Consider the following 22,899-nt stretch of genomic DNA (forward strand, 5'->3'; position numbering starts at 1 on the left):
ATCAGCAGTGTTATAAGCGCTATTTTCAATCCATCTAGAAAGGAAATAACCATTGCCAAGTTGTTCAACTTTCCATGGACGATGTGTTTCTAAGCTATGGGTTGTTAAAATCAATGGAACTTGGAGTAATTCTCTAGTTAATACTCCTGCAAGATGGGTGTACCAAGTGTGACAATGAATGATGTCTGCTTGAGGTGTTGCTTGAGACATTTCAACATTTCGACTCAGATTGTGAAACATTTTTATATGAGAATTATTTTCGTCAACCATATTAGTAAGGCACGAATTAATTCCACAAACATTAATGTTTTCTTTTTTTTCATTTTGGTCTCCAAAGCATCGTACTTCGACTTCTCCTAATTTTAAAAGTTCTTGGCTAAGAAAGTCAATATGTACACCTGCTCCTCCGTAGATATTTGGTGGAAATTCATTTGTAAAAAGTGCTATTTTCATTTGGAATAATTTAAGATGCGATTGATTGTTTTGAATTGCTATTTTTTCGTTTTTATAATCGAGTAGACTGACTACTTTTTATATAATACTTTATTTTACTAAAGTAACAATAAATACTATAAAAAAAGGCTAGTAAAAAAAGTTTTAGATAAAAATAAAGTAGGTAAATAAAGGGATTGAGTTGTTATTTTAGTTCTTTTTCATACTTACCCTCGCCCAAAAGTATAGCTAATGTTTTTAATTGTACAGTTCGGTCAGCTATAAGTTTGATAATACTTATAAATGGGATGAATAGTATCATGCCAGCTGCTCCCCATATAATACCTCCAACAGTAATCATAATTATGATTATGAGTGTGTTAATCTTAAGACGTCTTCCAACAGCGAAAGGGAAGATAATATAAGCTTCTAGTATTTGCACAATGACAAAAACTAATATTACACCGATAGGGTACCAGATAGAATTATAAGTGATCCAAGTTATAGCAATAGGGACTAAAGATGAAATTAATATTCCCACATAAGGTATGAACGTAAGTAGGGAGGCTATAAATCCAAATACAATAGGGTGCGGTACACCAACAATTGCTAGTCCAATACTATTTAATATTCCTACTATGAGGTAAACTAACGCCATACCTTTAATGAAATTATAATAGGCATTTATAGTTTCAGTTAAGATTTCATAAATTAATTCTTTTTTATTTGAAGGGAATAAATGATAGAGAGCATTAGTAAGTAATTGTCGGTGATATAATATAAGCCCTGAAAAGATGGGGATAATTATGATGAAAAATAGAAATTCAGAAGAGGAATATAAAATGTTTTGAACTATTGAAAAGGTTTGATTTCCAGAATTGTTCACGATGTTTTTAAAAAATAGTAATTGTTCTTCTAAACTAATCTGAAAAGAATCAGTCATAAATAAACTCAACTGATTGAATGCTTCCCAAAGTTTTGATTTGAATGAAATCCATTCTTTTGAAAAGGCACTGAGCTGTAAAAAGAGAATGTACAAAATAGAAATAACAAAAAAGAAGACGCTAAATAATGAAATACAAATAGCAATAATATGACTTATTCCTTTTTTTTCCATCCATTTGCAAATTGGATATAGGATGAAACTAATTAATAATGAAAAACTAAGTGGAATAAAAAGTATTTTACCAAAATAAAGAATCAAAGAGGTTAGTACTATATATTGTAGAATTTCGAGGAATGAAATTGATTTGTCTTTTTGGTTCGATTTTTTAGCTAGAGGCGTCATGATTTTAGAAGTTATTTGTTATGGTATTCGAATAACATTGACGAATTTCAAAAAAAAATGAAGCTTTAGTAGTTGTAAAATGCAATTAATCTTTAAAGGTTATTGTAAATGTAGCTCCCTCATTTAATTCGCTTTCAACGGTAATTTGTCCTCCTAGATTTGTTACATGGTTATTAACGAGATATAATCCAATACCGTTACTATCTTCGTTTTTGTTAAATTTTTGGTGTAATCCAAAAATCCTAGACCCCACTTTTTTCATGTCAAACCCAATACCGTTATCTGAAATGATTAATTTTTTTTTGCCATCACTAATGGTGGTATAAATAGAAATTATGGGTAAATTATTTGGTTTTGAGTATTTGATAGAATTTGTTATCAAATTTAAAAAAATACTTTTTAAATAGGTTTTATTGAAATTGATAATTTCAAGCTCAGAAAAATCAATATTAATAGTAGTTTTAGAATTTTGAATAAAAGAACTAATTGACAAAAGAACCTCCTCTAAAATAATTTTAAAATTTAGAGGCTCAATTAATGAATTGTCTTTGTTTTTTTTGTCTAATACAGTAATATATTCGTTTAAGGTTTTTTTTAAATTATTGGTTGTTTCCTTGATAATTGAAAGATATTCCAATGTTTCTGCATCTTCAATTTTGTCTGTTTCTAATAATTCAAAAATGGATATTAAATTGTTTACAGGTGACCTTAAATCATGAGTTGCAGTATAGGTCAATTGTTTAAATTCAGTATTTAATTTGGTTAGTTCGGCCAAATGTAAATTTCGTTCTTCTTCAAGCTTTTTTTTATAAGTGATGTTTTTTGCAATTGCAAAAATAAGACGGTCATTTTCTATTGGAACAGAGGTCCATAATAGCCATACAATTCGACCGCTCTTAGTTAGATACCTATTTTCAAAATCGATTAATGGGTTTCTATCTTTTATTGAGTTTCTTGCAGATATAGTAGTGGTTTTGTCTTCTTGGTATACAAAATGATTAATAGGTTTGGCTAATAATTCTTCGTTTGTATATTCTAATAATTTTGAGACTGCAGGGTTAATTTTTTTGAAATAACCGTCATACCCAGCAACACATAACAAATCAGGTGAATGATTAAAAAAATCTTCAAATTTAGCTTCGGTGTAAAAATTAGTGTTTGATGTGTTTTTAATAATACGCATCATTCTTTTCATCCTCATCCTTAGTGATTTATTTTGTCAATAAAATTAGATTTAAATTGAGGATACTAATTTACGTATAATTTCTTATTTAAAACATCCTTTTTGATATTAAAAAGGATGTTTTACAATAAGTTCTGAATATTTATATGCTAAATATTCCTCCTAAGGCAATAATTCTTTGAAAAAAGAAAAAATCTTGAGAAGCAGAATCATCAGTACTTTTAGTAGTACGAATATCTTGCATGTTTATATATCCACCTTTTAACTCTCCTTGAATAAAGAAATGTTTGAAAAAAGTGATGTTTAGTCCTGATTTAATAGATGTTCCATATCCGGATACATGAAAATCATCATGGCGTTCTTTGCCTAATAGGGTAGTATTTGTTTTTGGATATAATAACCCAAAACCAATTCCATTTGTAAAATTAATTTGGATTTTATCTGTATTTGAGATTTTAAATAATCTTGAGACATCATCAAATCTTGAAATTTCAGTATTAACGTAGTTCAATCCATCTGTGTGTTCATACATCAAAAAATCTGTTGTTAAAACTGTGGGTGTATTGTTGTAATTTCCATCATAAATACTTCCAGTTGCAATGGTTCCCGAAATATTGGCCGTTTGATTTTGTGTCATTACATATTTCATATGGTCAACACCTATAGCAAGACTATAATGATCATTGATGAAGTATCCCATTCTAAAATTAGTTTGTGGGATAGTCATTCTGCCAGGATTTATATAATCAATATGCCAGCCTTTAGGTTTGTCTATAGCTTGCATATCAGCTATTGTGAAGTTATAGTCTTTACCTCTAAAAGTAACATCAGATTTTGAATAACTTTCTCTATTTCCACCCCACGATACAAAGAACTTACCTTTGTTGTTTGAGGTGTATTTTTGATTTTGATCTTGAGCTACAATTGAATTGAAAGCGAATAGCCCTATAAGAGCAGTGAATAAAACAATGTTTTTCAAAATGGAAAGAATTAAAATGAATTCACAGTTTGTCTGATGGCAACAAGTTTTGTCATCAAGGCTTCGAAATAATCTAAATGCAACATGTTAGCACCATCACTTTTAGCATTAGCTGGATCAAAATGAGTTTCGATAAAAATTCCATCTACACCAACAGCAATACCTGCTTTAGCTACAGTTTCAATCATATCTGGACGTCCACCTGTAACTCCTGCGGTTTGATTTGGTTGTTGTAAAGAGTGTGTTACATCAAGCACTGTAGTAGCATATTGTTGCATAGTAGGGATTCCTCTATAGTCAACAATCATGTCTTGGTAACCAAACATAGTTCCTCTATCAGTCACCATTACGTTTTGGTTGTTGCAATCCAATACTTTTTGAACAGCATGTTTCATACTTTCTGGACTCATGAATTGTCCTTTTTTCAAGTTTACTACTTTTCCTGTATTGGCAGCAGCTACGACTAAATCGGTTTGACGTACTAAAAAAGCAGGTATTTGCAATACATCAACATATTGAGCAGCCATATCAGCATCTTCGTTTGTATGGATATCTGTAACTGTAGGGATATGAAAAGTTTCGGATACTTTACGCAATATTTTTAAAGCTTTTTCATCTCCAATTCCTGAGAAACTATCAATTCTAGAACGATTGGCTTTTTTGAATGAACCTTTAAAAACATAAGGGATTTCAAGTTTATCGGTAATGCCTACTAGTTTTTCTGCAATTTTCATTGCCATTTCTTCGCCTTCAATGGCACAAGGACCAGCTAATAAAAAAAAGTTACCACTAGTTGTATGTTTGATTTGAGGAATTTGTTCGATGTTCATATTTTAAATGTTTTTTTGAAAGTGCAAATGTAGTTAGGATTTACGATTTACTTCTTGGAATTAACTTTTTATTTAGTTCAGGCATTTTGATTTACAGGCTTTTTTTTACTGTTAGCCCCATAGGAACCTTCAGATATCCTTTTTCATAAATATTCATATATAATATAATTGGTTTTTTTTGCCCATCCCATTTAAGTTCATAAACATCTAAGAATCCAGCTCCCATTGAGCTGTGTTTAGTTGGGAAAGGACAACAGCTTTCTAGTTTAGTATAGGTTATTTTTTCTCCCTTAGGGCCGGCCAAGGCATTCAAAAAACGGCTAGCATTAATTGTGTCGTTATTGGTGTTTAAAAAAAATACATTTATAGGGTAATCTTTATCGTAACCATATTTTTTATCTGAACTGTATTCTGTAATTACAAAAGTATTTTGTGAATTAAGCCTTGGAGTGGGAGCATTATCATCAATGTTTTTTAATGTTGATCTAGTACTTACACATGAAATAGTAAAAATCGAAAGGAATAAGAAAAGAATGTTTTTTTTCATTGGGACAAAGTATAGCAATATTTAAAATGTTATAAATATTGTAACGGTTTTATTAAGTACAAATATAATGAGAACTTTAATTCTTAGCATTATAAGAATTTTATAATTTTGAGTGAAAGCAATTCTTCAAATGTAACATTTCTCACATTCAGAAGTTTTAAACTAACTTATCTTTGTACAAATAAAATAATTGATATGGATTTAATTTTTCAAACATGGCCTTGGTATGTATCGGGTTTTTTGATAGGCATGATTATGCTTTGTTTACTCTATTTTGGAAAAAGTTTTGGAATGTCGTCAAACCTCCGAACAATGTGTGCAATGATTGGTGCAGGGAAACATACTAGTTTTTTTGAATTTGATTGGAAGGCACAACGATGGAATTTGGTCGTTGTTTTAGGTTCAATGATTGGTGGTTATGTAGCTGTTAACTATATGAGTGACGCCTCAAATGTAGCTATTAACCCTAAGACAATTGAGCAACTTGGCAGTTTAGGGATTGATGCTCCAAATGGAGAATTAGTTCCACAAGCGCTTTTTGGGAATCAAACTTTTGAGAATCCTCAGATGATTTTGATTTTATTAATTGGAGGAATTTTAATTGGTTTTGGATCACGATATGCTGGAGGCTGTACTTCAGGTCATGCAATTTCAGGGTTGAGTAATATGCAGTTTCCTTCTTTGAAAGCTGTTATTGGATTTTTTATAGGAGGATTAATTATGGTTCATTTATTATTCCCATTAATTTTTTAAGGTATGAAAGTATTAAAATATTTAATTGTTGGTTTTGTATTCGGAATTGTATTAACCAAGTCTGAAGCTGTTTCTTGGTATCGAATTTATGAAATGTTTCAGTTTCAATCATTTCATATGTATGGTATTATTATGGTTGCAATTCTTACTGGCGCTATAGGGATTCAGTTGATTAAAAGAAAAAACATTAAAGATGTTGATGGATTGCCTATTGAAATCCCAAATAAAGAAGATGGGAATTACCGTTACTGGATAGGTGGTTTAATTTTTGGACTAGGTTGGGGACTTGTTGGTTCATGTCCAGGTCCAATTTTTATTTTGTTAGGAGCTGGTTTTTATACTATTGGGATTGTATTAATAGGTGCGATAATAGGAACTTATTTATACGGTCTTATTAAAGACAAGTTGCCACATTAATATGATTAATGATGTTAAAGTAAAAAAGCATTCACCTAAGGCGAATGCTTTTTTTGTTTAAATTTAAAAGGATTTTTTAAATTATCTCAGCACTTATTCCTGCTTCCAAGAGTTGGATACATTGAGGTTTTAATTTGTCCAATGCTCCAGTTTTTACAGTGCATTTTCCATTATAATGAACGATAAGTGAACATTGTTCTGCTTGTTCAGGGGTGTGATCACATACACGAATTAAAGTGTCAATAACGTGATCAAAAGTATTTACATCGTCATTATAAACAACAATTTCGTTGTTTAAGGAAGGGACTTCCATTAGGCTAACTCGTTCTCTTATTTTTTCTTTAGTACTCATTTGATTTGGTTTTTGTACTTATGATTAATAAAATAGATTAACTAATTTACGTATTTTAATGATACCCAGTTGTTTCTTTCGAATTTTTTAACATATGTTAAACCTTTTTCTGTACATGAAGCATCAATATAAGGGATGTCTTCACTGTAGAAACCACTAACTAATAAAGTTCCTTTTGGATTTAAGCAATCTACATAAGCTTGCATATCGTTCAACAAAATATTACGGTTAATATTTGCAATAATTAAATCGTATTTTTTGTCTTTTAAAAGTGAAGCTTCTCCTTCATAAACGGTAATCTGCTTGCAATTGTTGCGTTCGGCATTTTCGATAGAATTCAAATAGCACCAATTATCAATATCAATAGCGTCGATTGGCTGAGCTCCTTTCATTTCAGCAAGGATAGCAAGTATTGCTGTCCCACACCCCATGTCTAGTGTTTTTAATCCATCAACCTCAATTTCTAACAAGTGCTTTATCATCATATGTGTTGTTTCATGATGTCCCGTTCCGAAACTCATTTTTGGTTCAATCACTATATCAAATTCAGCATCTGTTTTAGGGTGAAAAGGAGCTCGAACATGGCATTTTCCATCTACATCAATAGGTTCGAAGTTCTTTTCCCATTCTTCATTCCAGTTAACTTGTTCAATTTCTTCAAAAGTATGATTAATTGAAAATTCTTCTGAGTGTAAGATTTGAATGTTCTCCAAAATCTGTTCATCCCATAAATCCTTTTGAACAAAGGCCGAAACACCCGTTTCGGTTTCAGTAAAGCTTTCAAAAGCTGTTTCTCCTAGCTCGGCGATTAAGATTTCTGAAGCAAGTTGTTTTGCTTCTTCTGTATTATTGGTGTCTTTTGGCGTAATAGCAAAATGATACCCTATATAAATATTTGACATTCTTTATTTTTTTGCAAAGGTAGGATAAACTTTGATAGTGTGTTGTTATGTTTAACAGAATATCTTTCAAACACTGATAACGTTTTTAAACATATAAGTCTTATAAGTCTTTTTATCTACTGATTTTTTAAACCATTTAAGAAATATAAGAGCATATAAGCAGAGGATTTTCTTTATGCTGAATGCAAATGTTACAATATAAAGTCTGTATAAATTTCTTTAATTTCTCTAATCTGTGTTTCTTCTTAACAAATACTTTAATAAAGTTATATGACTTATATGTTTAAAATTTTTTCACTTCAAATCTTAACTGTTCTTAAATTTCTTAATTGGTTTAAAAATAACTTAATTGTTTATATAAAAAAAAGCGATAGAATAAACTACCGCTTTCAATATATATGGAATCTAAAAAAATTAGATAGCGTTTATAATCGCCAAAAAGTCATCAGATTTTAAGGCTGCACCACCAATTAGTCCACCATCAACGTCTGGTTTAGAGAAAATTTCAACTGCGTTATCAGGTTTCACGCTTCCACCGTAAAGGATAGTTACATTATCAGCTACATCAGCACCAAATGATTTACGAACAATTTCTCTGATAAATTCGTGCATTTCTTGTGCTTGTTCTGGAGATGCAGTTTCACCTGTACCAATAGCCCAAACCGGTTCGTATGCTAAGACTACATTTGACCAAGATGCTTTGTCGATTTGGAATAAACCATCACGCAATTGGTTTTCAACAACATTAAAGTGTTGTTTATCTTGACGGTCTTTCAATTCTTCACCAAAACAGAAGATAACTGTCATATCATGTTTCAAAGCTGTATTTACTTTTTCGGCAATCAAAGCATCACTTTCGTGAAAGATAGCTCTGCGCTCAGAGTGTCCTAAGATTACAGTGTTTACACCAACGCTTTTCAACATATCAGCAGTGATTTCACCTGTAAATGCTCCACCTTCAGCTTGGTGAACGTTTTGTGCAGCAACAGTTATATTAGTTGAACTCAATTGGTTTACAGCAGCAGCTAAGTTTACAAATGTAGGAGCAACTATTACTTGAGCAGTTGTGTTAGCAGGTACTTTTGCAATTAATTCATTTAATAATTCAGCAGTTTGAGTTGCATTTTTATGCATTTTCCAGTTTCCAGCAACAATTTTTTTTCTCATTTTAATAAATGTTATAATTAGTTTTCTTTTTTTTATTTTAGTTTTTTTATTGTTTTGTTGATTAGATCAAAATCTTTTTCAATGGCTCGATATAAAACTATTTTGCCTGTTTTATCGATAATGATATATCTAGGAATCCAATCTAAATCAATAGCATTGGCAAATTTTCCTTTCATTTGGTCGTTAGCCATATAGTGACTTCCTTTTAGTCTGTGTTTTGCGATACCGTATTTCCAGGCATCGACTGATTTATCCATGGAGATAAAAACATAATTCACATCAGAATGTTCAGATTGTAACTCTTTTAAATTAGGCATGGCACGAATACAATCCCCACACCAAGAAGCCCAAACCTCTATTACAGTCGTTTTTCCTTCATTTTCTTTTAAAATAGATTCAAAAGTGACTTGGTTTTCATCCAGAGTCAGTAGTGTTTCTGTTAAAGCTTCTTTTGTAAAACTTGTTTTTTCTTTATTGGTATTGGAACATGAAAAAAGAACAATCAAGAATAAAAAGGAGGCAATTTTTTTCATAAAATGAATTTTAGCAAAGTTAGGTAAACTATAAGGATTGCCATCTTAAACTAATGATATTTTTGGCTATTTTAGATGTTTTTTACAATAAAATCAAATATTATCTAATGATTTGTTTGTGAAAACGTAATAGTTGATTGTTTTATTGAATATTTGTCAAACTGAAAGCGTTTTCGACTAAAAATCTACAATTTTAAACTGTCACTATCGTTATAATGTACTTTTTGTATAATCGTCCCTTGGTTTAAAATTACAATACTTGGATTCGCTCTTTCTATAGTTTTTAAAGTAGTTGCATCACAGAAGTAAAAGTCAAATCCAAATCCATATTGTTTTTGTGCAGTTGCAATTTGTTCAGGAGTTGAGGCTGTCATACCAATTACTTTGTATCCCTTTTGAATAGCAGTTTTTTGTAGTTCGTTTAGTTTTTCTAACCCTTCTTTTGAAGCGTTTGGTAAATCATAAGCCACAAATACCAATAGTTTTGGTTCTTCAAGTAATTCTTCTTTGTAGTCAGAACCATCTTTATCCATCGTAAAATCATGGATAGGAGGAATGTAGCCTTCACTAATTACTTTGTCTTTTCGATCTACAAATGTTGCTCCCTCAGGAATGTTCATTAGGTCATTTTCAGTGAATTCTTTATCAACTCCGTTTACATTGTAGATAAAAATCATTTCTACTACTGATTTTGGTGCGCCTTCAGGAATCTCCATTCCTTTTTGAATGTTGGTGCCTACTTTATAAGGTCTGAAATCGATTATAGGTAAGTGATTTAATACCCAATATCCCATAAAAGCGGCAGCTATGAAACTGGTAATAGCTAGTATGTTTTGTGTTTTAGAATTAAATAGTGGTTTTACAAGTTTGTAATTAAAAGCTAAAATCAGAATGAAAAACAGTAAAACAATATCCTTAGTAAACGATTGCCAAGGCGTTAAATGCAACGCATCACCAAAACAGCCGCAGTCCTTCACTACATCATAATAAGCGGAGTAAAAAGTCAAAAAAGTAAATTTAATAATCATAATTAGTAAAATCCCGATAGTACATTTGGATTTGTAACCAATTAAGAGCAATACACCTAAAACAACTTCAAGAATAACCACAAATAACGCAATAGCTAATGCATAAGGAATAAAAATAGGCATATTGAAGACAGGCTCACTAAAATATTCTGCAAGTTTATAGGAGAAACCAAGCGGGTCATTGAGTTTTATTAATCCTGAAATAATAAATAAAATTCCAACAAATAGTCTAGAGAATTGAGTAAGTACGTTTTTCATTATAATGTATGCCTTTGTATTATTTTTTGAAACCCATTAAAATTAATGCGAAAACAGAGTAGTTTATCATATCTTGATAATTGGCATCAATACCTTCAGAAACTAATGTTTTTCCTTTGTTGTCTTCAATTTGTTTTACTCTAAGAAGTTTTTGTAAAATCAAATCGGTTAAGGAACTTACACGCATATCACGCCAAGCTTCACCATAATCGTGATTTTTTGCTTCCATTAGTTCTTTTGTTAGCGTAGCTTTTGCATCATACAATTGGGTTGCTTGTTCAAGGTTTAAATCAGGTTGATCGACTACACCTAATTCTAACTGAATTAAAGCCATGATGGAATAGTTAATAATTCCGATGAATTCGCTAGTTTCGTCCTCGTCAACTTTACGGACTTCGTTTTCTTGTAAGCTTCGAATGCGCTGTGCTTTGATGAATATTTGATCGGTTAATGAAGGCAAACGTAAAATACGCCATGCACTTCCATAATCTTTCATTTTATTGTTGAATAAGTCACGGCAAATTGCCATAACCGAATCGTATTCTTGAGAAGTATTCTTCATTATTGATGTATATTTGTCACAAAAATAACTTTTTTTTTGGATTGAAAGGTGTAGAAACAGATGAAAAAGGGTTAGACACGATTTCCACGAATTCTAACAAATTATATGGGGTTAAACTTGAATTAAGCTGTTTATTTTCTTTAAGGAGGCTAGTGAAATTTAATAAGGCCTAATTATTCGTTTAATTTTTTGAAATTCGTGAAAAAAAGCATTACAAAATTCAATAGCAAAACAATGACAATAAACTGTAAAGGACACTTAATTGATTTAGAGATTCCAAAAGTAATGGGAATTTTGAATGTTACGCCCAATTCATTTTTTGATGGAGGGAAATACAAGAACGAATCAGAAATACTTTCCCAAGTCGAAAAAATGCTGAGTGATGGTGCTACATTTATTGATGTTGGGGCTTATTCTAGTAAACCTAATGCTGAGTTTGTTTCGGAATCGGAAGAAATTGATCGTATCGTTCCAGTTATTGATTTGATATTGAATAGGTTTCCAGATGCATTTCTTTCAATAGATACTTTTAGAAGCGAAGTAGCAAAGATTGCAATCGAAAATGGTGCTGCCATTATTAATGATGTATCGGCTGGAAAGTTAGATGATAAGATGTTTGAAACCGTTGCGAAGTACAATGTTCCTTATATCATGATGCATATGCGGGGTACGCCACAAACGATGCAAACTATGACTGAATACGAGGATATTGTCAAAGAAATGTTGTTCTATTTCTCTGAACGTGTTAGTATGGCTCGTAGTTTTGGGATTAATGATTTAATTATTGATACTGGATTTGGTTTCGCTAAAACATTGGCACAAAATTATGAGGTGCTTCGAAAATTAGAGCTGTTTCAAATGCTTGATTTGCCTATCCTAACAGGTGTTTCCAGAAAATCCATGATTTACAAACTATTAGAAAATAGTCCAGCAGAAGCATTGAATGGAACAACGGTGTTGAATACCATAGCTTTAACAAAAGGAGCTAAAATACTAAGAGTTCACGATGTGAAAGAAGCCTTCGAGGCTATTCAAATATGGAATCAATTTGTGGATTAATTATTTTCTAACAAAAGGTGGAAGTAATTTAGATGAAACTTCTCCAAATCCGATTCTTACTTGACTATTTTTACAAAATCCTGTCATAATTACCGTATCGTTATCGTTAATAAATTTGCGTTCTGAACCGTCGTTTAATTTTATTGGTTCTTTTCCGCCCCAAGTTAACTCTAACATTGAGCCATAGCTTTCTTTTGTAGGACCAGAAATGGTTCCAGAGCCCATCATGTCACCTGAGTTCACTCTACATCCATTTGAGGTGTGGTGTGTTAGTTGTTGATTCATCGTCCAATACAGGTGTTTGAAATTGGATTTGGTAACTATTGTAGGTGTTTCATTATCTTCAGGTTGGATAGCTACTTCAAGTTGAATGTCGAAGGAGTGTTTTCCTTTTTGTTGCAAATAAGGTAGTGGACTTGGATTTTGTTTTGGACTAGCGGTTCTAAAAGGTTCTAGCGCATCCATAGTCACAATCCAAGGAGAAATAGAAGTAGCAAAATTCTTAGATAAAAAGGGGCCTAATGGCATGTATTCCCATTTTTGAATATCTCTAGTACTCCAATCATTTAGTATCACCATTCCGAAAATGTAATCTTCAGCCTCATTTATAGGAATCATTTCTCCCATAATATTTGCATCGGTAGTAATAAAAGCGGTTTCTAATTCAAAATCCACACATCGTGATGGTCCGAAAACAGGAGAGTTTTCACCATGTGGTAAAGTTTGTCCTATAGGTCTGTGAACAGGAATACCTGAAGGGATAATAGTTGAACTTCTGCCGTGATAACCTACAGGAATATGAAGCCAATTAGGTAAAAGTGCATTCTCAGCATCGCGTATCATAGTTCCAACATTGGTTGCATGCTCTTTGCTTGAGTAGAAATCAGTATAGTCTCCAATTAAAACAGGAAGCTGCATTTCAACATCCGCTATATTAAAGATGACAATGTCTTTGTGTTTTTCATTATCACGTAATTTTGGGTTTTTTTCGTCAAAAATATCAGCAATACGATTGCGAACTAATCGCCAAGTTTTTTTTCCATCAGAAATAAAATCATTCAAAGTATCCTGCATGAACATGTCATCAGTCAAATCAATGCCTGAAAAGTAATTCATTTGCTGTAAAGCTCCTAAATCTATAGCGTAATCACCAATTCTAGTTCCAACGGTAACAATGTTTTCTTTTGTTAAGAAAACGCCGAAAGGAATGTTTTGAATTGGAAAATCACTGTTTTCAGAAACTGACAACCAAGATTTTCTTTTAGTATCGTTAGCGAATATTGGCATATTGAGATTATTTTGTGAAAATTATTATATCAAATATATCATAATCTAGCTATTTCACAAACGTTTTTTTGTATTTTTGCGTCAAATTAACTAAATTGATAGAAATGCAACGCGACAAACAAATTTTTGACCTTATTCTTGAAGAACAAGATAGACAAATACACGGATTAGAACTTATTGCCTCTGAGAACTTTGTTAGTGACGAAGTTATCGAAGCTGCTGGTTCAGTTTTGACTAATAAATATGCCGAGGGGTATCCAGGAAAAAGATATTATGGTGGTTGCGAAGTTGTTGATATCGTAGAGCAAATTGCAATTGATAGAGCTAAAGAATTGTTTGGAGCAGCTTATGCTAATGTTCAACCACATTCAGGTTCTCAAGCAAATGCTTCTGTTTTTCACGCTTGTTTACAGCCAGGTGACAAAATTTTAGGTTTTGATTTATCTCACGGAGGTCACTTAACTCACGGTTCACCAGTTAACTTTTCAGGACGTGTTTACAACCCAGTTTTTTATGGTGTTGAAAAAGAAACAGGTCGTTTGAACTACGATAAAATACAAGAAATTGCTACTAAAGAGCAACCAAAATTAATCATCGCAGGAGCTTCGGCTTACTCACGTGATATGGATTTTGCTCGTTTTAGAGAAATAGCTGATAGTGTAGGTGCTATTTTGATGGCTGATATTTCTCATCCAGCAGGTCTTATTGCTAAAGGTTTATTGAATGATCCAATTCCTCATTGTCATGTAGTTACTACAACAACTCACAAAACATTACGTGGACCAAGAGGTGGTTTGATATTGATGGGTAAAGATTTTGAAAACCCATGGGGATTGAAAACTCCAAAAGGAGATATCAGAATGATGTCTTCATTATTAGACTTAGCTGTTTTCCCTGGAAATCAAGGAGGTCCTTTGATGCACATCATCGCTGCTAAAGCGGTAGCTTTTGGTGAAGCTTTACAAGATGAGTTCTTTACTTACGCTCGTCAATTGCAAAAAAATGCTAATGCTATGGCTGATGCTTTTGTAAAAAGAGGGTATGATATTATCTCTGGAGGTACTGACAACCACATGATGTTGATTGACTTGAGAAACAAAGGGATTTCTGGTAAAGATGCTGAAAATGCGTTGGTTAAAGCTGAAATCACAGTAAATAAAAACATGGTTCCATTTGATGACAAATCTCCATTTGTTACATCTGGTATTCGTGTAGGAACTGCTGCTATAACTACTCGTGGATTAGTAGAAGATGATATGGAAACTATCGTAGCTATGATTGACAAAGTATTGACAAATCATACTAACGAAGCAGTTATCGAAGCAGTAGCTGAAGAAGTAAACGAAATGATGAGCGAAAGAGCGATTTTCGTTTTCTAAACATTTAGGTTTAAAAAGTTTCATGTTTAAAGTTTAAAGTTTTGTGATTGCCGAAAGTCATTGCAAAACTTTAAGCTTTTTTTTTAGAAAAACCTGAAACCTGAAACTTGAAACTTTTTTAAAATTAAACAAAAAAATCATGGGTGTATTACGATTGCAATTACCAACAGACCCAAGATGGGTTAATATTGTAGAGAAGAACATTGAAGAAATCCTAACGGATCACGCTTGGTGTGAACAAAAAGCTGCAACTAATGCCATTACAATTATTACGAATAATTCTGAGCATCAAGATTTAGTTAAAGATTTATTGGCTTTGGCCAAAGAAGAAATCGACCATTTCGAACAAGTTCATAATCTCATTATTAAAAGAGGGCTGAAACTAGGTCGAGAGCGTAAAGATGATTATGTGAATGAGTTGTATTTGTATATGAAGCGTAGTAGTGACGGAAGTAGAGTCTCAGGATTAGTAGAGCGTTTGTTGTTCTCGGCTATGATTGAAGCTAGAAGTTGTGAGCGTTTTAAAGTGCTTTCAGAGAATATTCAAGACGAAGAACTAGCGGTGTTTTATAGAGAATTGATGGAAAGTGAAGCAGGACATTATACGACTTTTATTACCTATGCTCGAAAATATGGTCAAGGAATCGATGTTGAAAAACGTTGGAGAGAGTGGTTGGCTTATGAGGAATCTATTATAGCTAATTACGGTAAAGGGGAGACTATTCATGGCTAGGATTTAAGGTTTAAACACAAAGAGCACTAAGGAGACACAAAGGTTCACTAAGTTTTTTTTTACATATAAGCCATATAAGTTTTTAACCAAATGCTTTTTAAAACCATTTAAGAAATTAAAGAGCATTTAAGTATGAACTAGTCCAATGTTTTACGATGAAACAATTTTGATTAATTTTTAATTTCTTTAATCTGTGTTCAAAATAAACAATACACCCAATGAAAGCTTATATGACTTATATGTTTTAAATTTTTATAGACAAAGCTTATGTGTTCTTAAATTTCTTAAATGGTTTTAAAAAAGCTATTTTGTTGAAAATAAGTGCATTTCTTAAACCATATCCTCTGGTTTGACCCATAAATCAAACTCTTCAGCCGTTAGATACCCCAATCGAATGGCTTCTTCTTTAAGAGTTGTGCCGTTTTTGTGAGCCGTTTGAGCAATTTCGGCAGCTTTATAATAGCCTATTTTAGGGTTTAAAGCTGTGACTAACATTAAAGAGTTGTTAACTAATTCTTTGATGCGTTTGTAATTGGGTTCGATTCCTTGTGCACAATGAATATCAAAAGAACGGCAAGCATCGCCTAGCAGTTGTGCTGATTGCAGAAAGTTGGCTGCAATCATGGGTTTAAAGACATTTAATTCATATTGTCCTTGCATGCCTCCAATTGTAATCGCAACATCATTACCCATTACCTGTGCACAAACCATAGTCAAGGCTTCGCATTGTGTTGGATTTACTTTTCCGGGCATAATTGAGGAACCGGGTTCGTTTTCGGGTATCAAAATTTCGCCAATTCCAGAACGAGGTCCTGAAGCTAACATTCGAATATCATTGGCAATTTTGTTTAAAGAAACGGCTAATTGTTTCAAAGCACCATGGGATTCTACCAATGCATCATGAGCGGCTAGGGCTTCAAATTTATTTTTGGCAGTTTTAAATGGATGACCTGTAAAAAGGGCAATATATTCAGCTACTTTTTTGTCATAACCTTCTGGTGTGTTTAATCCAGTTCCTACAGCAGTACCACCTAATGCAATTTCAGATAAATGGGGCAGGCTATTTTTTAAGGCTTTTAACCCATGGTCGAGTTGTGAAACATATCCTGAAAGTTCTTGTCCTAATGTAAGCGGTGTAGCATCCATAAGGTGTGTGCGGCCAATTTTTACTACATCTTTAAATTTGGACGCTTTGTTGTGGAGTGTCTTTTTTAGTTGTTCAATAGCAGGGATGGTATGTTCAACCACTTTTTTATAAGCGGCAATGTGCATGGCAGTGGGGAAGGTGTCATTAGATGACTGTGATTGATTTACATCGTCATTGGCTTTAATAAAGGTAATGTCGTCGCCAATTTTAAGTTCTTGGAGTACCTGTGCTCGATTAGCAATAACTTCATTTACATTCATATTGCTTTGAGTACCTGAGCCTGTTTGCCAAATAACCAGAGGGAATTGACTTTTTAATTTCCCTGCTAATATTTCATCACAGACGGTTGCAATAGCATCTCTTTTTTTGATGGCTAAAACTCCTAAATCACAATTGGTGTATGCAGCTGCTTTTTTTAAATAAGCAAATCCCATAATAATCTCTATGGGCATAGAAGCAGGATTACCAATTTTAAAATTAGCACGTGAACGTTCTGTTTGTGCTCCCCAATATTTGTCGGCGGGAACCTTTACTTCTCCTAGGGTATCTTTTTCAATTCTAAATTTCATAATAGGAGTATTTAAAAAGATTAATATTTTTTTGAATTGAATGCGTACAAATGAGTAAAATAGCTATTCAAAAATACGGATTATTATTTTTTATATAAATTGATTTGCTTTTTATTGTTACGAAAAGATTTTAAACCTATATTTGTGGCTACATTCAAAAATTCCGGAAAACATGTTTGAATTTTCACAGTACTTAGGCTTTTTACTTTTCTTAACCATTCTTACTATAGGATTTTGGTTAATGTTTTTCTTAGTTGGTTTCGTTCAATATTGGATTGGTGGAGCTTTATGGGAAAGATACAAAGAAAAGAAAGCTAAAAAGCAAGAATCACTTTAAGACTTAATTTGATTTAAAATAAAAAAGGACTCGATTTTCGAGTCCTTTTTTTTATTCTGCAAAATCACCGCCATCTCGGTTTTCATTATTTTGTCTTCCTCCTTTTTCATTTTCTCCTTTTTTCTTGTTGAAGCGATAAGTGAATGAAAGGTTGATTTGTCGTTGTCTAAATTGTAGTTCAGTATATGAATCGATAACTCCTGGTATGTAAGTTTTGAATCTTCTTTTTCCCGAATTAAAAAGATCACTTACATTTAAAGAAATAGTAGCTTTTTCTTTTAATACATCTTTACTAAAAGCCAAGCTAATGATATACATATCTAAATATTTACCTTGTGGACTGTTTTTAGGAGCATAATACATGGCATTAGTTTGCCAATCGATTTTGTAAGGTAAGGTTACTTTTGACGAAAGTCTTGTAAACCAACTTAAGGCTGTTCGATCAAAATTTTGAGTAACTTCAACGTCATTAATATCAGTGTAGGTGTAATCACCAGTTGTGATACTCTTGAATAAGTTAAAATTGTTATTCAATCTCCACCATTTGAATGGAGAATAATTTAAATTAAATTCAAAGCCATAACGATTTTCTTTTGCTAAGTTGATTGGAGTGATTAAAATTACGGGTGTTTCTGTAATATTACCATCCACTTCTGTTTCGACAATATCTCCGTTTGGTCTTCTAATGAATTGAAAAACTGATGTACTGTAGTTGTAGTAAATAGAAGATGTTAGTGTCGCTTTACCAATTTTGCTCATATAAGCGAGTTCATAAACATCAGTAAAAGAAGGGTTCAAATCGGGGTTTCCTTGAAAAATATTCACATTACTTGAATAGTTAGAAAAAGGGTTGATGTATCTAGAGCTTGGTCTCGATATTCTTTTGCTATAATTAAGAGACAAACTAGTTTCATCTGATAACTCGTAAGTTAAAAAAGCACTTGGGAAAAAGTTATTGTATTTTTTAGTATTGAAATTTACGGGGCTAAGTAGGTTGATATCTATATCTGAATCCTCAAATCGAATTCCTAGTAAATAAGAAAGCTTATCTATTTTAGAGCCAAACTGTGTGTAAAGCGCATTGATTTTTTCTTTATATTCAAATATATTACTGTAATTAGGATTAGATATAAAACTTCCATCTGTTCCAATTTCACCTACTTTGTAGTCGGTTGTTAAGACTTTGAATTGTCCTTTATATCCTATTTCAAATTGACTATTTTCTCCAATTGGGAGCACATAATCCGTTTGGATTAATTGACTTACATCTCTTCTGAAACTGGTTGTGAATTCTTGAAATTTACTACTCGGAGCATCAATTATTTGATCTGTAATGATGGAATCGTCAATGTCTTTGTTGTTTGAAGTTGAAAAATCAAAGGTCAATTTATGTCCGTCTTTTTTGAATTTTTTTGTAAAATTGGTGTTGTATTGGAAATCTTCATCAATAGAGATTTGGTCATTGTATCTGTTTCGAATATAGAAATCATTATTTTCATAATTGTAAAAGTTCACATTTTCAGGGTTGACACCATCTTGTTTTCTATATCTGATTGCATTAGTCCATGTAATCGAGGGTGTCATAAAAAGGTCTATACCTACTGTGCCATTGTAGCCATCTCTATAACGATTACGGGTGTTTTTTTCGTTGATAATCTTCTCTAATGAGCCATCCTCATTTAAATAATTGGTATTTGTTTTAGTATTTCCTGGAGAGTCACTATTATTGTACCCTAGTGTTGTGAAAAGATTATAATGATTCGTTTTGTAGTTAATATTTGAATTGAAATCCAAATTTTTAGGGTTTCCTATCGTTGCAACAACTGAACCGTTCAGTCCATTATTTTTTCCTTTTTTTAGTACAATGTTGATTATACCAGCTCCACCCTCAGCATCGTAACGGGCAGATGGATTGGTAATTACTTCTACTTTGTCTAGGGCATCTGATGAAATGGTTCTTAAAGCATCATTGATGTTGGTTACGTTGGTAGGTCTTCCGTCAATTAAGATGCGTACGTTCTCATTTCCTCTAAGGCTTACTGTACCGTCAGTATCAACCGCAACCGAAGGAACGTTGTTGAGAACATCGCTAGCAGTTCCTCCTTTTACGGTCATGTCCTGACCTACATTGTATATTTTTTTGTCTAATTTAATTTCGACAGATGATTTTTGTGCAATGACTACTACCTCGTTCAGTTGTGCAGCATCTTCAATTAAAGCAATAGTCCCTAGGGAAGTACTTTTTTGAAGTAAACGTTGTTGAAGTTCGATTGGTTTAAACGAAATAAATTCTACTTTGATATTGTACATTCCTGGATATATTTCAATATCAAAATCTCCTTTAGCATTTGTGATTCCACCAGCAAAAGCTTTTGGGTTTTTAGGATTTGAAAAGGTAATTGTAGCATATTCCAATGCTTGTTTAGTAGTTTTTTCAATCACAGTTCCAGAAATTTTAATTTTTTCTTTTAAAATGGGCTTTTGTTGTGCCGTTCCGTTTAGAATGAAAAAGAGGGCAAAGAGAGCTAAAGTGTGATTGAATTGAAGACGCATTTTTTTTTGTTTAAACTATTCTTTTTTGAATGCAGAATAGGGATTAGGTTTAATTCTTTAATTGTAATCTTTTGTTAATTTTTTTAAATAAAAGAATTTAGTTTATCAATTTCCCTGCCAATTATTGCCATGTCTCCAGAGATAACAATAGGTCTTTCAATTAAAATAGGATGAGTAGATAAAATTTTAATAATATCATCGTCAGTAAGTGATTGATTTTTATAGTTTTCAATCCATATTTTTTCTTTTTGACGAACTAACTCGATGGGTTTTATTTGTAATTTTTTTAACAGTTCTGTCAATTCTTCTTTTGAAGGAGGTGTGTCTAAATATTTGATTATTTCAAAATCAAGCTTTTTATCTTCGACAAAAGCCAAACAGTTTCTTGATTTTCCGCATCTTGGGTTGTGATAAATTTGAATCATAATAAGGATTTGAATAAAACTAAAAGGATTAAAGTTCAATAAGGAATTTAATAATAAAAAAACGATTTTGTTCAGCAATAAATAAGAATTGAAGTCTTATCTTAGTACGAAATTAAATATGAATTAGATGTTTCTGGAACAAGGCATAAAAGTAGAGAATAATTTTGGGAAATACATTATTGGCTCTTTATTGATTATTGCAATTTCTTTTATTGGTCAACTTCCATTGCTGGTAGGTGTTTTTTATGAGATATTTATAAATGGAAGAAAGTATCCTTCAGATAATTATGAGTTGATGCATTTTTTTGAGCCAAATCTAACTTTGTTTTTGATTTTAATTCCGTCACTTTTTACCTTAGTTGGGATATATTTTATTGTCAAGTTTGTACATAGGCAAAGTCTACTTTCAGTTACAACTGCTAGAAAATCGATTGATTGGAAAAGAGTTGTTTTTTCGTTTGTAATATGGTCTTTATTTACAATTGGAATCACGCTTTTGACGTATTTTTTAAATCCAGAGAACTATGAGATTAATTTTAATTTAGTTCCTTTTTTAGTATTAGTTTTTATAGGCTCAATTTTGATACCTATCCAGACTACTGTTGAAGAATATGTGTTTAGAGGGTATTTGATGCAAGGTTTTGCTAATTTAGCACGAAATAAGTGGTTTCCTTTACTTATGACATCAATAATTTTTGGGGGAATGCATCTTGCAAATCCAGAAGTTAGTAAAATGGGGAATATCATTTTTGTTTATTATATAGGTACTGGTTTGTTTTTAGGAATTATTACCTTGATGGATGAGGGTATGGAGTTGGCTTTAGGTTTTCATGCAGCCAATAATTTGGTTAGTGCGCTATTAGTAACTTCTGATTGGTCTGCTTTTCAAACTCATTCTATTTTAAAAGATGTATCTGAACCTATAGTAGGGTTTGATATCATAATTCCAGTCTTTATTATTTATCCATTGCTTTTATTAGTTTTTAGTATTAAATACAAATGGAATAATTGGACTGAAAAATTAACAGGAACAATTAAATAACTAGAATAAGAATAACATATACACAACTAACTACAATGAAGAGTATTACTTACAAAAATGTTCACAATCGATTTCGATTGAACGGAGTTTATCTGAACAAAAAAGATCTGATTACTGTGGCTTATTCTTTGATAAAAGAAGGGGATGAGTTCGAAAAATCTATTGGGGATTTTTTACTAGATTGGTTTGATAATAAACCTTATATCGATTTACAAACTTCGGGTACGACTGGTGTTCCGAAGATATTAAGAACAAAAAAACAAACGATGGTCAATTCTGCATTGGCTACCGGAGATTTCTTTGAGTTGAAGCCAGGGGATAAAGCGTTGTATTGTTTACCAACGCGTTTTATTGCTGGAAAAATGATGTTGGTACGAAGTTTTATTTTGGGATTAGATATTGATTTAGTTGCCCCTACGGCAACTCCATTAGAAAGAAATGAAACTCAATATGATTTTGTTGCTATGGTTCCTTTACAAGCTAAAAATTCTTTGGCAGGATTGAGGAATGTTAAAAAACTTATTGTAGGTGGAGCTCATTTAAGTAAAGAGGTAGAGAAGAGTTTGTTAAAAATAAACACAAAAGTTTATGAAACATACGGAATGACCGAAACGATGACTCATATTGCAGCTAAGAAAATTGGGGAAAAAGCCTTTACGATTTTGCCCAATATCACTATTTCGCAAAATGATAAAAAATGTTTAGTAATTGATGCACCTAAAATTTCTGAAGAGAAAATTGTAACTAATGATTTGGTTGAGATATTAAATGACAAACAATTTATTTTTCTTGGTCGAATTGATAATGTGGTGAATAGTGGTGGTATCAAAATGATTCCAGAATTAATAGAAGAAAAAATAGCGCACTCTATCAATGCACGATTTTTTATTGGTGGAATTCCTGATGAAACTTTAGGTGAAAAATTAGTTCTTGTACTAGAAGGCGACAAATATGATTTCAATACTTCTGTTTTTGACGTCTTGGATAAATATGAAAAGCCTAAAGAAATTTATTTCTGTCCAAAATTAATAGAAACGCCTAACGGAAAAATAAAGAGAAAAGAAATATTGTCGAGTCTTTAGGAAGACATTGACTGGATTTATATTTTTTGTTTCAAAATCCTTTGTGCTTGAAATT

24 protein-coding genes (1 of these 24 only partly in view) are annotated in these 22,899 nt (G+C 32.1%); 8 read left to right on the forward strand and 16 right to left on the reverse strand.

What is annotated here, in order from left to right; all coding sequences use genetic code 11:
• The 6 genes from glgA to SLW70_RS11290 form a co-directional block, all read right to left on the reverse strand.
• On the reverse strand, positions 1-453 hold the beginning of the coding sequence (gene glgA, locus SLW70_RS11265; protein WP_320888480.1) for a glycogen synthase. 774 nt of this gene lie to the left of the window's left edge; 453 of the gene's 1,227 nt are visible here — the first part of the coding sequence; its start codon is at positions 451-453; its stop codon lies off the left edge, out of view.
• A gap of 184 nt (positions 454-637) precedes the next feature.
• Positions 638-1,720 carry an AI-2E family transporter gene (locus tag SLW70_RS11270; protein WP_320888482.1) on the reverse strand — a complete coding sequence of 361 codons (1,083 nt, stop codon included), beginning with the start codon at positions 1,718-1,720 and terminating at the stop codon, positions 638-640.
• 85 nt (positions 1,721-1,805) lie between these two features.
• Positions 1,806-2,921, reverse strand: coding sequence for a PAS domain-containing sensor histidine kinase (locus SLW70_RS11275; RefSeq protein ID WP_320888483.1), 1,116 nt, complete (start codon positions 2,919-2,921; stop codon positions 1,806-1,808).
• Between the two features lie 124 nt (positions 2,922-3,045).
• The gene (locus SLW70_RS11280; protein WP_414458223.1) at positions 3,046-3,882 is read right to left on the reverse strand and encodes a hypothetical protein; all 837 of its coding nucleotides are present in this window, start codon (positions 3,880-3,882) and stop codon (positions 3,046-3,048) included.
• A gap of 11 nt (positions 3,883-3,893) precedes the next feature.
• On the reverse strand, positions 3,894-4,712 hold the full coding sequence (gene kdsA / locus SLW70_RS11285) for a 3-deoxy-8-phosphooctulonate synthase (RefSeq protein ID WP_320888485.1): 819 nt from the start codon (positions 4,710-4,712) through the stop codon (positions 3,894-3,896).
• A 91-nt stretch (positions 4,713-4,803) separates the two neighbouring features.
• Complete coding sequence (locus SLW70_RS11290; RefSeq protein WP_320888486.1) at positions 4,804-5,259, reverse strand: 2-dehydro-3-deoxyphosphooctonate aldolase; 456 nt, start codon at positions 5,257-5,259, stop codon at positions 4,804-4,806.
• A 195-nt stretch (positions 5,260-5,454) separates the two neighbouring features.
• Here SLW70_RS11290 and SLW70_RS11295 point away from each other — a divergent pair, with 195 nt between their 5' ends.
• On the forward strand, positions 5,455-6,012 hold the full coding sequence (locus SLW70_RS11295) for a YeeE/YedE family protein (protein WP_320888487.1): 558 nt from the start codon (positions 5,455-5,457) through the stop codon (positions 6,010-6,012).
• A gap of 3 nt (positions 6,013-6,015) precedes the next feature.
• Positions 6,016-6,429, forward strand: a complete 414-nt coding sequence (locus SLW70_RS11300; protein ID WP_320888488.1) for a DUF6691 family protein — start codon at positions 6,016-6,018, stop codon at positions 6,427-6,429.
• A 76-nt stretch (positions 6,430-6,505) separates the two neighbouring features.
• Here the strand turns inward: SLW70_RS11300 and SLW70_RS11305 are convergent, their stop codons facing one another.
• The 6 genes from SLW70_RS11305 to SLW70_RS11330 form a co-directional block, all read right to left on the reverse strand.
• Positions 6,506-6,781, reverse strand: a complete 276-nt coding sequence (locus SLW70_RS11305) for an ATP-dependent Clp protease adaptor ClpS (RefSeq protein ID WP_320888489.1) — start codon at positions 6,779-6,781, stop codon at positions 6,506-6,508.
• 41 nt (positions 6,782-6,822) lie between these two features.
• On the reverse strand, positions 6,823-7,683 hold the full coding sequence (gene prmA, locus SLW70_RS11310; protein ID WP_320888490.1) for a 50S ribosomal protein L11 methyltransferase: 861 nt from the start codon (positions 7,681-7,683) through the stop codon (positions 6,823-6,825).
• 414 nt (positions 7,684-8,097) lie between these two features.
• Positions 8,098-8,850, reverse strand: coding sequence for a triose-phosphate isomerase (tpiA, locus tag SLW70_RS11315; protein WP_320888491.1), 753 nt, complete (start codon positions 8,848-8,850; stop codon positions 8,098-8,100).
• A gap of 32 nt (positions 8,851-8,882) precedes the next feature.
• Positions 8,883-9,383, reverse strand: a complete 501-nt coding sequence (locus SLW70_RS11320; protein ID WP_320888492.1) for a TlpA disulfide reductase family protein — start codon at positions 9,381-9,383, stop codon at positions 8,883-8,885.
• 185 nt (positions 9,384-9,568) lie between these two features.
• The gene (locus tag SLW70_RS11325) at positions 9,569-10,669 is read right to left on the reverse strand and encodes a BT_3928 family protein (RefSeq protein WP_320888493.1); all 1,101 of its coding nucleotides are present in this window, start codon (positions 10,667-10,669) and stop codon (positions 9,569-9,571) included.
• Positions 10,670-10,688: 19 nt separating this feature from the next.
• The gene (locus tag SLW70_RS11330) at positions 10,689-11,231 is read right to left on the reverse strand and encodes a DUF1599 domain-containing protein (RefSeq protein ID WP_320888495.1); all 543 of its coding nucleotides are present in this window, start codon (positions 11,229-11,231) and stop codon (positions 10,689-10,691) included.
• 234 nt (positions 11,232-11,465) lie between these two features.
• Here SLW70_RS11330 and folP point away from each other — a divergent pair, with 234 nt between their 5' ends.
• Positions 11,466-12,290, forward strand: coding sequence for a dihydropteroate synthase (gene folP, locus SLW70_RS11335; protein ID WP_320888496.1), 825 nt, complete (start codon positions 11,466-11,468; stop codon positions 12,288-12,290).
• On the opposite strand, the gene fahA is transcribed toward folP, so the two are convergent.
• Entirely contained in the window at positions 12,291-13,577 is a 1,287-nt protein-coding gene (gene fahA / locus SLW70_RS11340; protein ID WP_320888498.1) for a fumarylacetoacetase, read from the reverse strand.
• 104 nt (positions 13,578-13,681) lie between these two features.
• Between fahA and glyA the strand changes: the two genes are divergently transcribed.
• Both glyA and SLW70_RS11350 read left to right on the forward strand, forming a co-directional pair.
• The gene (gene glyA / locus SLW70_RS11345; protein WP_320888499.1) at positions 13,682-14,956 is read left to right on the forward strand and encodes a serine hydroxymethyltransferase; all 1,275 of its coding nucleotides are present in this window, start codon (positions 13,682-13,684) and stop codon (positions 14,954-14,956) included.
• 139 nt (positions 14,957-15,095) lie between these two features.
• Positions 15,096-15,689, forward strand: coding sequence for a tRNA-(ms[2]io[6]A)-hydroxylase (locus tag SLW70_RS11350; protein WP_320888500.1), 594 nt, complete (start codon positions 15,096-15,098; stop codon positions 15,687-15,689).
• Positions 15,690-16,019: 330 nt separating this feature from the next.
• On the opposite strand, the gene fumC is transcribed toward SLW70_RS11350, so the two are convergent.
• Positions 16,020-17,405: a class II fumarate hydratase gene (gene fumC / locus SLW70_RS11355; RefSeq protein WP_320888501.1), complete on the reverse strand. Its 1,386-nt coding sequence runs from the start codon at positions 17,403-17,405 to the stop codon at positions 16,020-16,022.
• A 172-nt stretch (positions 17,406-17,577) separates the two neighbouring features.
• Between fumC and SLW70_RS11360 the strand changes: the two genes are divergently transcribed.
• Positions 17,578-17,742 carry a hypothetical protein gene (locus tag SLW70_RS11360; protein WP_320888502.1) on the forward strand — a complete coding sequence of 55 codons (165 nt, stop codon included), beginning with the start codon at positions 17,578-17,580 and terminating at the stop codon, positions 17,740-17,742.
• Between the two features lie 51 nt (positions 17,743-17,793).
• On the opposite strand, the gene SLW70_RS11365 is transcribed toward SLW70_RS11360, so the two are convergent.
• Positions 17,794-20,295, reverse strand: coding sequence for an outer membrane beta-barrel family protein (locus SLW70_RS11365; RefSeq protein ID WP_320888503.1), 2,502 nt, complete (start codon positions 20,293-20,295; stop codon positions 17,794-17,796).
• 83 nt (positions 20,296-20,378) lie between these two features.
• Positions 20,379-20,720 carry an arsenate reductase (glutaredoxin) gene (gene arsC / locus SLW70_RS11370; RefSeq protein ID WP_320888505.1) on the reverse strand — a complete coding sequence of 114 codons (342 nt, stop codon included), beginning with the start codon at positions 20,718-20,720 and terminating at the stop codon, positions 20,379-20,381.
• Between the two features lie 127 nt (positions 20,721-20,847).
• On the opposite strand from arsC, the gene SLW70_RS11375 reads away from it, so the two are divergent.
• Entirely contained in the window at positions 20,848-21,762 is a 915-nt protein-coding gene (locus tag SLW70_RS11375) for a CPBP family intramembrane glutamic endopeptidase (protein ID WP_320888506.1), read from the forward strand.
• A 35-nt stretch (positions 21,763-21,797) separates the two neighbouring features.
• Positions 21,798-22,844, forward strand: coding sequence for an AMP-binding protein (locus SLW70_RS11380; RefSeq protein ID WP_320888508.1), 1,047 nt, complete (start codon positions 21,798-21,800; stop codon positions 22,842-22,844).
• Positions 22,845-22,899: the final 55 nt, after the last annotated feature.

It is taken from the genome of Flavobacterium sp. NG2, assembly GCF_034119845.1.
Taxonomy (GTDB): domain Bacteria; phylum Bacteroidota; class Bacteroidia; order Flavobacteriales; family Flavobacteriaceae; genus Flavobacterium.